This window comes from Arthrobacter sp. Soil782 (assembly GCF_001428435.1).
Classification (GTDB): Bacteria; Actinomycetota; Actinomycetes; order Actinomycetales; family Micrococcaceae; genus Arthrobacter_D; species Arthrobacter_D parietis.
The window spans coordinates 273,017-285,484 of the sequence record NZ_LMSO01000007.1; the positions used below are offsets into that span (position 1 = coordinate 273,017).

A 12,468-nucleotide genomic window follows, 5' to 3' on the forward strand; every position below is an offset into this window, starting at 1 on the left:
GTAGCAGCGCGAAAGGCGCCGGTCCTGCTGTGCAGGACCGGCGCCTTCGGCGTTGAAGGAGACTCTAGGCCGTGCGGGTCATCGCGAGCAGGCGCGAGAAGATGGCATCGCCGTCGTCGGAAATTCCGTCGTGGTGGAAGTCAGCGGTCTCCCACACCTGCAGGCCCCGGACCGAGACTGCTGTCTCAAGGGATAAGTCCCGGTCCACGTAGATGTCGTCGGTATAGACTGCTGCGGCAGCGGGAACGGTATTGGCGGCCAGCCGCTGCACGTCGTACAGCGGGCCCCAATCGTCCACAGCGGCGATCAGCTCAGCCGTTTCCTTCAGCGGAACCAGTGAAGGGTCCTCATCGAAGTACCAGGGGTAGACCATCTCTCCGGTGAGCAGTGGGTCAGGGGCATCGGGTGCAAACTCGGGAAATTGCTCCAGCACGCGCAGGGCAGCCCAGTTGGAGGCCTGTCCCTGACAGTAGATGGATTCGTGGAGGAGCGCATAGAGCGGATTCGAGCGCCTGCTCACGACCGCCGGGAGCTGGTCCAGGAAGACGGGGGAGAGGCGATCCGCGCCGGAAGCATCAGCGAAGGCATCCTCCAGCAAATAGTGCAGCGCATCGACCCGCGTGTTACCACCCAGGAATGAGCCGACCATCTGGAAACGTTGCGGAGTCAGGCGCTCACCGGTGGGCAGGAACTCCTCCACCCGATCCAGGTGCCGCATAATGCGCGTGACGGCTGCCCTGTCCTCGGGGTAGCGGGTGAAGTATTCGGCATTGCGCGCCGCCACCCGCCTGAAAGTTGAGCGGTAGACGCCCTCCGGAGGCCCTGCAAGGGGCGCCAGCCCGCCGGTGATCAGGGCACGGTCCATTCCCTCGGGCGCCAGGGAAAGGTAGGAGAGTGTGCAGAATCCGCCGAAGCTTTGCCCGAACACTGTCCACGGCGCCGAGCCCAGCGCGGCACGCATCAGCTCAGCGTCGGCGACGATGGAATCAGCACGGAAATGCCGCAGGTACGCGGCCTGCTCAGCGGGGCTGCCACGTTGCGGCAGGGTCACCGAATCGGCCGGCGTGGAGAAGCCCGTACCCCGCTGGTCCAGCATCAGGATCCGGAAGTCCCTGGCGGCTGCCTTCATCCAACCGGACAGCTGCGTGGTGCGGTTGCCGCGCACACCGGGCCCGCCCTGCAGGAACAACAGCCAGGGAAGCCGGGCAGCGTCGGCGTCGGAGTGGTCCGTGGAACTGTATTCCCGGGCGAAGAGGGAGATGTGCTCTCCAGCTGGATCCTTGTGGTCGAGCGGAACCCGGAAACGGTGGGCGGTGCTTCGGACACCGCGCATTACGTGCGTCGGTCCGGTGTGGTGCGCCGCGGAGCTCACGCGCCGGTTCCAGCGAAGGCGGCCAGCGGTGCTCCTGTCAGCCTGAAGGTTGACCACTCGTCCTGCGCCTGGGCACCGAGGCTCCGGTAGAACTGAATGGACGGTTCATTCCAGTTGAGCACTGACCATTCCACCCGGGCATAGCCCCGTTCGGCAGCGATGCCCGCGAGCGTCTGGAGCAGTGCTTTCCCGTAACCGGAACCCCGGGCTTCCGGGCGAACATAAAGGTCCTCGAGGTAGATGCCGTGGACGCCCTCCCACGTGGAGTAATTCAGGAACCAGAGAGCGAATCCCTGAACACCGCCGTCGTCCTCAGCGATATGGGCGAAGATACGCGGGTTGGGACCGAAGAGGGCTTCCTCGAGCCCTTCCACCGTGTTGCGCACGGCGTCCGGTTCCTTTTCATAGACCGCGAGGTCGTGGATCAGTTGCAGGATGGTGGGCACGTCGTCCCGGCGTGCTTCGCGGATGGGAGTCATGGTTCACAAGCCTAGTAGGATCAGGGACCGCCAACGGACGTGATGACGAGAACGGGGAAGCCGGCGTCGTCGGAGGCTGCCAGATCCACCACCGCGTTGATGCCCCAGTCCTGGTCTCCGGACGGGTCCTTGAAAATCTGCCGTACTTCCCAGCGGTCAGGAAGCTGCTTGATGATGAGCAGCGCCGGACCGCGTGCGTTCGGGCCGTCGTCAATGTCATCATGGGCGTCGAAGTATCCGTCCATGGCCTCAGCCCAGCGCGCCGCGTCCCAGCCCGATGACTCGTCCAGCCGGCCGAGTGCTTCCTCATCCTCGTCAGCGAACAGCTGAACGCGCTGGAACATCTCGTTGCGCACCATTACCCGGAATGCACGCTCATTCGACGTGACAGAATCCGGCTCCGGCGGCAGATCGACAGTTCCGGTATCGGACGAGGCAGCGCCGGCCGCCAACTGCTCCCATTCGTCAAGCAGGCTCGAGTCCACCTGACGGATCATTTCGCCGAGCCATTCGATGATGTCGGTCAGGTCCTCCCGGAGGGCGTCCCGCGGGACGGTCTGGCGCAGGGCCTTGAAGCAGTCGGCAAGGTATCGCAGGAGGATCCCCTCCGATCGCGCGAGGGAGTAGAACGCAACGTACTCACCGAAATTCATGGCCCGCTCGTACATATCCCGCACCACGGATTTGGGCGTGAGCTCGAAATCGCCGAGCCATGGAGCACCTGAACGGTAGGTGTCGAAGGCGTGCTGCAGGAGCTCAGCCAGCGGCTGTGGATACGAAATCTCCTCAAGCCGGGCCATCCGCTGGTCGTAGTCGAGGCCGTCCGCCTTCATGGCGGCGACAGCTTCGCCGCGTGCCTTCTTTTCCTGGGCGCTGAGTACCTGTCGCGGCTTTTCGAGGGTGGCTTCGATCACGGAGACGACGTCAAGCGCATAGGCGGGACTCTCCGGGTCGAGGAGCTCAAGACTTGCGAGCGCGAACGGGGACAGCGGCTGATTCAGTGCGAAGTTGGCCTGCAGGTGGACCCGCAGCCGCACCGTTCTGCCTTCCTCATCCGGTTCGGCCAGCCGCTCAACGATACCCGCGGTCACCAGCTCCCGATAGATGCTGATTGCCCGCCGGAGGTGGGCGAACTGCCGCGCCTGCGGTTCGTGGTTGTTCCGCAGCAGGTTCTGGACGGCATGGAGGGGATCGCCGGGGCGTTCAAGCAGGTTGAGCAGCATCGAGTGGCTGACGGCAAAGCTGGAGGCCAGCGGCTCCGGAGTGCCCTCGACCAGGCGGTCGTAGGTGGGTTTGCCCCAGGACACGAACCCCTGCGGCGGCTTCTTGCGCACCACTTGCCGCAGCTTTTTCTGGTCGTCACCGAACTTCGTGACCGCCTTCGCCATGGCTTTGGTGTTCTCCACGACGTGATCCGGCGCCTGAACCACCACCGTGCCGGACGTGTCGTAGCCGGCACGCCCCGCCCGGCCGGCGATCTGGTGGAATTCGCGTACGTTGAGTGGTCGGGTGCGGACGCCGTCGTATTTGCTGAGGGCTGTCAGCATGACGGTTCGGATCGGCACGTTGATGCCCACACCCAGGGTGTCGGTACCGCAGATCACCTTCAGCAGGCCCGCCTGGGCAAGCTGCTCCACCAGGCGCCGATACTTCGGCAGCATGCCGGCGTGGTGCACGCCGATTCCGTGGCGTACCAGCCGGTTCAGCGTCTTGCCGAATCCGGAAGAGAACCGGAAGCTGGCAATGAGCGCCGCGATCCTGTCTTTCTCCTCACGCGTGCACACGTTGATGCTCATCAGATTTTGCGCGCGCTCGATGGCTTCCGCCTGGCTGAAGTGCACTACGTACACGGGGGCCTGGTGGGTTGAGAGTAATTCCTCGAGCGCTTCCTGGAGGGGGTCTTCAGAGTAGTAGAAGTTGAGTGGGATCGGCCGGTCACCGGAGCTGACAAGAACCGTTGAACGGCCGGTACGTTCCGTCAGGTCTTTTTCAAAGCGCTCGACGTCGCCGAGAGTCGCGGACATCAGGAGGAATTGGGCCTGCGGCAGCTCAAGCAGCGACACCTGCCAGGCCCAGCCGCGCTGAGGATCAGCGTAGAAGTGAAACTCGTCCATGACGACGGTGCCGACATCGGCCCTAGCGCCCTCACGCAGGGCGATGTTCGCGAGGATCTCCGCGGTGCAACAGATGATTGGAGCGTCCTGGTTCACTGCGGAATCACCGGTCACCATGCCGACATTCTCGGCGCCGAAGATGGCGCACAGGGCAAAGAACTTCTCCGAGACCAGCGCCTTGATCGGCGCTGTGTAGTAGCTCCTGCGCCCTTCAGCGACAGCGTGGAAATGCGCGGCGACGGCCACCAGCGACTTTCCGGATCCGGTGGGGGTCGCGAGGATTACGTTGTTGCCCGATATGAGCTCAAGAACGGCCTCGTCCTGTGCGGGATACAGGGTGAGCCCGGTGCTCGCGGACCACGAATGGAAGGCCGTGTACACGGCGTCAGCGTCGGGTGTGCCTGGGCGCTCGATCTGGCGGAGGTGCTCCTGGATGTTCATGTCCTCCCAGCCTATCCGTTGAGGCCCGCGATGTGCTTGGCCGATGCGCTGGGACCCCGCACAGTACGGCGCCCTCCCACGTGCTGATGCGCAGGCTGGCGGAGTCCGAGCGCTGGAATCAGCAACTGGGCTCTATCCTGAGGCACGACGACGTCGTCAGCCCACCGGAGGACTACCACCGGCTCCTGCGCGGGGCCGGTTTGGAGGCCGATATCTGGGAGACCACCTACCAGCATCTGCTCACCGGAGCGGATCCGGTGCTGGAATGGGTGCGCGGCACTGGGCTGCGGCCGATTCTCGCAGCCCTTCCGGCTGCTGACGCAGCAGAGTTTGAGCGCACCTACGCCGCAATGCTTTCCGCGGCGTAGGTGCCGGGACCGGACGGCGGCACGCTGCTTGCGTTCAGGCGGATCTTCGCTGTGGGCACCAGATCGAGCACTGGCATCTCACCAGCCGCGTGAACGCCACTGGGCGAGGGACGGCCGCTCCGCACCGAGGGTGGTCGGCTTCCCATGACCAGGATGCACGATCGTATCGTCGTCGAACGTGTTGAAGATGCGCTCAACCACGTCGGAGTAAAGGGACTCGAAACGCTGCGCGTCTCCGCCCGTGTTCCCAACGCCGCCCGGGAAGAGGGAATCGCCGGTGAACAGGTGCACGGGACCGTTCGGGTCCCGGTACGCCAGCGCGATGGACCCGGGAGTGTGTCCGCGTAGCGAGATTGCTTCCAGGGTGAAGCCGTCAAAGGTGCCCACATCGCCATGGGCGAGTGGGACGTCGGTGGGGACTGCGATGTCATCAACATCGTCGGCGCCGGCAGCAGTGCGGGCTCCTGTGGCACGTACAACGTCTGCCAGCGCACGCACATGATCCCAGTGCGAGTGCGTGGTGATGACAAGGGCAAGCTTGGCGGGGACGCCGGTGTCCTGAGCGCCGTCGGCAAGCAGGCGTTCGATGGCCGGAGCGTCGTCGGCAGCGTCGATGAGAACCTGGGCGCCGGTGGTCTTCGCGGTAATGAGGTAGACGTTGTTGTCCATTTCGCTGACTGAGCAGGAACGGATGGTCACGTCGGTGAGGTCATACATGGTCCAACCCTAGTACCGATGGTGATGCTGCGGACCGCGTGGCAGAATGTGAGCACCCTTCCACTGTCGTCCAGGAGCGCGCACCGTGAATTCTGATGTATCGGCGTGGCTGCGGATCGATCCGGCCAGCTCTGTGCCGCCGTACGAGCAGTTGCGTGTACAGATTCTGGACGCTGCTAATGACGGCTCGCTCCCGGTGGGTACACGACTTCCTCCTGTCCGCACCCTTGCTGGTCATCTGGGTGTGGCTGTCAACACCGTGGCACGCGCCTACCGGGAACTGGAACAGGCACACATTGTCGTCACCCGTTCGCGCGCCGGTACGGTGGTGGCGGCCGCGGGGGATGAAGCACGGCGCAAGGCCGCGGAGGGAGCCGCGGAATATGCCAGGCTCATCAAGGCGAATGGGCTTACGGAGGAAGAAGCAGTCTCCTACCTGCGTGCGGCTCTGCGCCGTCGGTGAACATTCAGCACGACACGCCGCCAATACCCGCGTTCGAATATGTCTTCGAACGGCGTTTCCCCTAAAGTGTAATGGTGTCTATAGCAACCTCCGTGGATTCCGGTCTCTCCAACCCTGACAAGCTGCCCCAGGATCTTTCGCGGCTCATTGTCAAGGGTGCAAGGGAACACAACCTGCGCAACGTCGATCTGGACCTGCCGCGGGACGCGATGATCGTCTTCACCGGGCTCTCCGGCTCCGGCAAGTCTTCCCTGGCTTTCGACACCATCTTTGCCGAGGGACAGCGCCGCTACGTCGAGTCGCTCTCCGCCTACGCCCGGCAGTTCCTCGGGCAGGTGGACAAGCCTGACGTGGATTTCATCGAGGGCCTCTCACCCGCGGTGTCGATCGACCAGAAGTCCACGAGCAAGAACCCGCGGTCCACCGTCGGTACCATTACAGAGATTTACGACTACATGCGGCTGCTATGGGCCCGCGTCGGCAGGCCGCACTGCCCGGTATGCGGCGAGGCCGTCATCAAGCAGACGCCGCAGCAGATTGTCGACCAGCTCATGGAGCTGGACGAGGGTACCCGTTTTCAGGTCCTCGCGCCCGTGGTGCGCGGCCGTAAAGGTGAGTTCGTCGATCTCTTCCAGGACCTGGCAGCAAAGGGTTATTCCCGTGCCCGCGTGGACGGCGATCTTGTTCAGCTGACTGATCCGCCCAAACTGGGCAAGCAGTTCAAACACACCATCGAAGTGGTCGTCGACCGCCTGGTGATCAAGGGCGGGGTCCGGCAACGGCTCACCGATTCAATTGAAACGGCGCTCAACCTCGCCGAGGGGCGCGTACTGGCTGACTTCGTTGATCTGGAGTCCGGGGACCCGCTCCGGCTGCGCGCCTTTTCGGAGAATCTGGCATGTCCCAACGAGCACCCACTTGCGATCGACGAGATCGAGCCACGGTCGTTCTCCTTCAACAATCCCTTCGGCGCGTGCCCAGCGTGCACCGGCATCGGCACCAAACTCGAGGTGGATGAAGAACTCGTCGTTCCCAACCCGGACCTCGCCCTCGGCGAGGGAGCCATCGCCCCATGGGCACTGGGTACAGCAACGCTCGAGTACTGGACACGCCTGCTCGAGGGACTGTCCAAGGAACTCGACTTCTCCATGGACACCCCCTGGAAGAAGCTGCCGGCGCATGCCCGGGACGCCGCACTGTATGGCAAGGACCACAAGGTAGTGGTGCAGTACCGCAACCGTTTCGGCCGCGAGCGGAAGTACAGCACGGGCTTCGAGGGTGCTGTCCAGTACATCCACCGCAAGCACCTCGAGACGGAGTCCGACTACGCGCGGGACCGCTACGAGGAATACATGCGGCAGATTCCCTGCCCGGAATGCGGTGGAGCACGCCTCAATCCGGCATCGCTGTCCGTACTGATCAACGGGCGGTCCATCGCCGAAGTAGCCGCTCTGCCTATGCGCGAGTGCAGTGACTTCCTGAATAACCTCGTCCTCACGGGGCGCGAGGCGCAGATTGCCTCCCAGGTCCTCAAGGAGATCCAGGCGCGGCTGCGGTTCCTGCTCGATGTCGGGCTCGAATACCTGAACCTTGAACGGGCAGCAGGAACCCTCTCGGGCGGCGAGGCGCAGCGGATCCGCCTTGCCACCCAGATCGGCTCCGGTCTGGTGGGCGTGCTGTACGTCCTTGATGAACCCTCCATCGGCCTCCACCAGCGGGACAACCGGCGTCTCATCGAAACCCTGACCCGGCTGCGTAACCTGGGCAACACGTTGATCGTGGTGGAACACGATGAAGACACCATCAACGAGGCAGACTGGATCGTCGACATCGGACCGGGTGCAGGGGAACACGGCGGGGAGGTTGTCCACTCCGGCTCTCTCGAGGATCTCCTCCTGAACGAGAGGTCCATCACCGGCGACTATCTTTCAGGGCGGCGGAAGATCGAGATGCCGGCCAAACGCCGCAAGATTGACCGCTCCCGCCAACTCAAAGTTGTGGGCGCCCGCGAACATAACCTGAAGGGCGTGGATGCCACCTTCCCTCTGGGAGTTCTGACCGCGGTGACCGGCGTCAGCGGGTCGGGCAAGTCCACGCTGGTGAACGAGATCCTGTACAAGGTGCTCGCAAACAAGCTCAACGGCGCAAAGCAGGTGGCCGGACGCCACCGCAGAATCGATGGGCTGCAACACCTGGACAAGGTCATCCACGTTGACCAGGGTCCCATCGGTAGGACCCCGCGCTCGAATCCCGCTACCTACACCGGGGTCTTCGACAACATCCGAAAGCTGTTCGCCGAGACAACGGAGGCGAAGGTCCGCGGCTATCTGCCGGGCAGGTTCTCCTTCAACGTCAAGGGCGGCCGGTGTGAGGCGTGCTCGGGGGACGGCACGCTGAAGATCGAAATGAACTTCCTGCCCGATGTCTACGTGCCCTGCGAGGTGTGCCAGGGCGCGCGGTACAACAGGGAAACACTTGAGGTTCACTACAAGGGCAAGACGATCGCCGATGTGCTGGACATGCCGATCGAGGAAGCAGCGGAGTTCTTCGCAGCCTTCACCCCGATAGCGCGCCACCTCACCACCCTGGTGGATGTCGGTCTGGGATATGTCCGCCTCGGGCAGCCCGCCACAACCCTTTCCGGTGGTGAAGCTCAACGCGTGAAGCTGGCCAGCGAGCTGCAGAAGCGCTCGAATGGACGCAGCGTTTATGTCCTCGATGAACCCACGACAGGGCTGCACTTCGAGGACATCCGCAAGTTGCTGCAGGTCCTGCAGGGGCTTGTGGACAAGGGAAACACCGTCATCACCATTGAACACAACCTCGACGTGATCAAGAGTGCGGACTGGGTGATCGACCTCGGCCCGGACGGTGGGTCCGGCGGTGGTGAAATTATCGCCACGGGAACCCCGGAACAGGTCGCTGCCGCGGAGGTGAGCTACACCGGCAAGTTCCTGGCGGAGGTTCTGAACGCCTGACCATATGCCGAATGAGGAATGCAATTTCCGGGCGGAGGTGCCGTTATGGGAAACTTGCCCCGTGAAGAATACGCGCCTGCTCGTTCTGTTCGACCTGGACGGCACGCTGGTGGACCCGGAGGGCGCAATTACCGGTGGGATCGCCGGGGCGCTGGGTAAGCTCGGCCTGCCGGTGCCTGGCCCGGCGGATCTGCGTCGGATGGTCGGGCCGGCGCTGGTGCGCTCGCTCGTGGACATAGCGAAGGTCCCCGAGAACCGCGTGGACGAGGTGATTTCTCTCTATCGCGCGGCCTATCGCGCCCACGGAATGGCGCAGAGCAGGCCGTATTCGGGCGTAGCGGATGCGGTCGCGGAACTCGTAAACCGCGGGCATCTGGTAGCCGTCGCCACGCAGAAACCCGAAACGCTTGCCCGCGAGCTCCTCGAAGTCCAGGAAATGGCAAACCTTTTCGCATCCATCCACGGCTCACCGGACAACGAGCTGGCGGGCGCTGCGCTGGACGGCAAGCGAACCATCATTGGGCAGGCACTCGCCACGCATCAAGGTAACTTCGACCGTGCGCTTATGGTCGGTGACCGCGTGCATGACATTGAAGGCGCAGCAGCTAACGGCTTAGACTGCATCGCGGTCGCGTGGGGATTCGGCAGCGAACGGGAGTTTGAGGCAGCCGGGCCCGCCACGATGGTGTCCACGGCGGGCAGTCTGCTCGAACACATCCTTGCGTACGCGGAGCCGGCCCGGGCGGTGACCCGTGGGCGTCTATGACCTCACGCGCAGCAGCACCCGCGGCCTGATCGCCGGTCTGTGCCGGCCCACCGTCCAAGGACTTGAGAACGTACCGCCCGGCGGTGGGTTCATCGTTGCCCCCAACCACCTGTCATTTCTCGACAGCGTCCTGGTGCAGGCCCTCATGCCGCGTCCCGTGGCGTTCTTCGCCAAAGCGGAGTACTTCACAGGCACCGGCATGAAAGGCGCGCTTATGCGCTCGTTCTTTGAGGGAGTCGGATCGATTCCCGTCCAGCGGGGCCAACAGGCAGCAAGCGTCCAAGCGCTCAAGACCCTGCTCGGCATGCTGGAGGCGGGAGACGGCGTCGGCATTTACCCGGAAGGGACACGATCCCGCGACGGACTGCTGTACCGGGGGAGGACCGGCGTGGGTTGGCTCGCGCTTACCACCGGTGCGCCGGTGGTGCCGGTGGGGCTGCTCGGTACGGATCGGCTCCAGCCGGCGGGCAGCCGCTGGATCCGTCCACAACACTTCACCATGAAGATCGGCAAGCCGCTGTATTTCGAGCGGACAGGCCCGGACCACTCCCTGCCGGCACGCAGGCAGGCCACCGATACGATCATGGACGCCATAGCGGCGCTGACCGGCCAGGCCAGGGCCGCCGGTTACAACGTGGGTCCGGCCGAATGACGCCCGGCTGCCCGAACACGCTCCGGCACCGACGGCTCGGTAGCCGACAGTTCAGTAGCGGCACGCCGGTAGGATATTCGGGTGGCAGATCCAGCAACGTACCGCCCGAAAGCCGGCGAGATCCCGCAGGATCCCGGGGTGTATCGGTTTCGCGACCAGCATCGGCGGGTAGTTTACGTCGGCAAGGCGAAGAACCTTCGCTCCAGGCTTAACTCCTATTTCTCGAATCCACAGGGGTTGATGCCGCGCACCCGGGCCATGGTGCACACTGCGTCAAGTGTTGAGTGGACGGTCGTCGGCAGTGAGCTTGAGGCGCTCCAGCTGGAGTACACCTGGATCAAGGAATTCAATCCGCGCTTCAACGTGATGTTCCGGGATGACAAGTCCTACCCCTATCTGGCGGTCACGTTGGGGGAAAAGTACCCTCGAGTGCAGGTCATGCGCGGTGACCGGCGCAAGGACACCCGCTACTTCGGTCCCTTTTACCCGGCGAAAGCGATCCGGGAGACGGTCGACACCCTGCTCCGCGTATTTCCTGTGCGCACGTGCAGCAGCGGCGTCTTCAAGCGAGCAGAACGCTCGGGACGGCCGTGCCTGCTGGGCTACATCGACAAGTGTTCTGCCCCCTGCGTGGGACGCATCTCACCGGAAGACCACCGCGAGCTCGCGGTACAGTTCTGCGACTTCATGTCCGGACAGGCTGGACGCTTCATCCGTGAGCTCGAACAGAAAATGTCCGCGGCGGTTGCCGAACTCGATTATGAGTCGGCCGCACGTGTCCGCGATGACATCGCCGCGTTGAAGAGGGTCTTCGAACGCAACACCGTCGTACTCAGTGAAGACACGGACGCCGACGTGTTCGCCCTCGCTGAGGATGAACTCGAAGCTGCAGCCCAGGTTTTCCACGTACGCGGCGGAAGGATCCGCGGTCAGCGCGGATGGATTGTGGAAAAGGTGGAGGACATGACCACCGCGGACCTCGTTGAGCACCTCCTACAGCAGGTGTACGGCGAGGGTAACAGCAGCAACAACCGGATTCCCCGCGAAGTACTCGTTCCGGAGATGCCGAGTAACGAGGAACAGATGCGTGAATGGCTGTACCAGCTCCGAGGAGCCCGCGTGGATATCCGGGTGCCGCAGCGGGGGGACAAAGCCACTCTGCTCGGTACGGTCAGGCAGAACGCCGCCGACTCCCTCAGGCTTCACAAAAGCCGTCGTGCCGGTGACATCACCACGCGGTCTGCTGCCCTGCAGGAGTTGCAGGAAGCGCTGGATCTGCCCATGCCGCTGATGCGGATCGAATGCTTCGATATCTCGCATGTCCAGGGCACCAATGTGGTGGCGTCGATGGTCGTGGTTGAGGACGGACTGCCCCGCAAGTCCGACTACCGCAGGTTCTCCATCAACGGCGACGCCGCACGCGACGATACCTCGTCCATGTATGACGTCATCTCGCGCAGATTCCGCAACTATCTTGCCGAGAGTAACCCGCTGGATTCCCTGCCCGGAGACGGAAATGAAGACGGACACAAGGACGACGACGGCGGCGGCAGCCCGGTGCCCGCGGAGCCGAAAGCGCCAACACGCCAGAAGTTCGCCTACCCTCCCAACCTCGTGGTGGTGGACGGCGGCCAGCCACAGGTGCGAGCGGCCGCACGTGCGCTGGCAGACCTTGGAATCGACGACGTCTTCGTCATCGGCCTCGCGAAGCGGCTTGAAGAGGTCTGGCTGCCTGAGGGGGACTTTCCTGTCATCCTGCCGCGCGCTTCGGAGGGATTGTTCCTCCTCCAGCGCATCCGCGATGAGGCCCACCGGTTTGCGCTGGCGTACCACCGCCAGAAGCGTGGAAAATCAATGACGGTGTCGGTATTGGACGAGGTGCCCGGGCTCGGGCCTGCGAAACGGCGCGCCCTGTTGCAGCACTTCGGCTCGGTCCGAAAACTCAGGTCGGCAAGTGCGGAGGAACTGCAGGCGGTGCAGGGCGTCGGGCCTGCGTTGGCCGCTGTGATCCGGCATCAGCTCGCGCCCGGAAGCGGCGAAGGGGTGGACAGGACGCCCGTCGCTGCCGTGAACATGGCGACCGGCGAAATACTCGATTCTTAGTTAGGGTAGATGTGG

At 63.7% G+C, this 12,468-nt stretch carries 10 protein-coding genes; 6 read left to right on the plus strand and 4 right to left on the minus strand.

Translation table 11 applies throughout. The features are described 5' to 3' along the window. Positions 1-64: 64 nt before the first annotated feature. From ASH00_RS08805 to ASH00_RS08815, 3 genes are read right to left on the minus strand one after another with little or no spacing between them, the layout of a single operon-like run. Positions 65-1,333 carry an alpha/beta fold hydrolase gene (locus tag ASH00_RS08805; protein WP_056547831.1) on the minus strand — a complete coding sequence of 423 codons (1,269 nt, stop codon included), beginning with the start codon at positions 1,331-1,333 and terminating at the stop codon, positions 65-67. Between the two features lie 35 nt (positions 1,334-1,368). After that, entirely contained in the window at positions 1,369-1,851 is a 483-nt protein-coding gene (locus ASH00_RS08810; protein WP_056547526.1) for a GNAT family N-acetyltransferase, read from the minus strand. 20 nt (positions 1,852-1,871) lie between these two features. Then, complete coding sequence (locus ASH00_RS08815; protein ID WP_056547528.1) at positions 1,872-4,406, minus strand: DEAD/DEAH box helicase; 2,535 nt, start codon at positions 4,404-4,406, stop codon at positions 1,872-1,874. 80 nt (positions 4,407-4,486) lie between these two features. Here ASH00_RS08815 and ASH00_RS08820 point away from each other — a divergent pair, with 80 nt between their 5' ends. Continuing rightward, complete coding sequence (locus tag ASH00_RS08820; protein ID WP_056547531.1) at positions 4,487-4,774, plus strand: hypothetical protein; 288 nt, start codon at positions 4,487-4,489, stop codon at positions 4,772-4,774. 78 nt (positions 4,775-4,852) lie between these two features. Here ASH00_RS08820 and ASH00_RS08825 read toward each other — a convergent pair whose 3' ends face one another. Beyond that, complete coding sequence (locus ASH00_RS08825; protein ID WP_056547533.1) at positions 4,853-5,491, minus strand: MBL fold metallo-hydrolase; 639 nt, start codon at positions 5,489-5,491, stop codon at positions 4,853-4,855. Between the two features lie 85 nt (positions 5,492-5,576). Here ASH00_RS08825 and ASH00_RS08830 point away from each other — a divergent pair, with 85 nt between their 5' ends. From ASH00_RS08830 to uvrC, 5 genes are all read left to right on the plus strand, one after another. Next, complete coding sequence (locus ASH00_RS08830) at positions 5,577-5,954, plus strand: GntR family transcriptional regulator (protein WP_056547536.1); 378 nt, start codon at positions 5,577-5,579, stop codon at positions 5,952-5,954. Positions 5,955-6,025: 71 nt separating this feature from the next. After that, positions 6,026-8,932 carry an excinuclease ABC subunit UvrA gene (uvrA, locus tag ASH00_RS08835; RefSeq protein ID WP_056547538.1) on the plus strand — a complete coding sequence of 969 codons (2,907 nt, stop codon included), beginning with the start codon at positions 6,026-6,028 and terminating at the stop codon, positions 8,930-8,932. A 61-nt stretch (positions 8,933-8,993) separates the two neighbouring features. Continuing rightward, positions 8,994-9,698 (plus strand): HAD hydrolase-like protein, encoded by a 705-nt coding sequence (locus ASH00_RS08840; protein WP_235563242.1) that lies wholly within the window; start codon positions 8,994-8,996, stop codon positions 9,696-9,698. Further along, entirely contained in the window at positions 9,685-10,350 is a 666-nt protein-coding gene (locus tag ASH00_RS08845) for a lysophospholipid acyltransferase family protein (protein WP_056547541.1), read from the plus strand. Before ASH00_RS08840 ends, ASH00_RS08845 begins: the two co-directional genes overlap by 14 nt. An 81-nt stretch (positions 10,351-10,431) precedes the next feature. Further along, the gene (gene uvrC / locus ASH00_RS08850) at positions 10,432-12,453 is read left to right on the plus strand and encodes an excinuclease ABC subunit UvrC (protein ID WP_056547544.1); all 2,022 of its coding nucleotides are present in this window, start codon (positions 10,432-10,434) and stop codon (positions 12,451-12,453) included. The last annotated feature ends 15 nt before the right edge of the window (positions 12,454-12,468 follow it).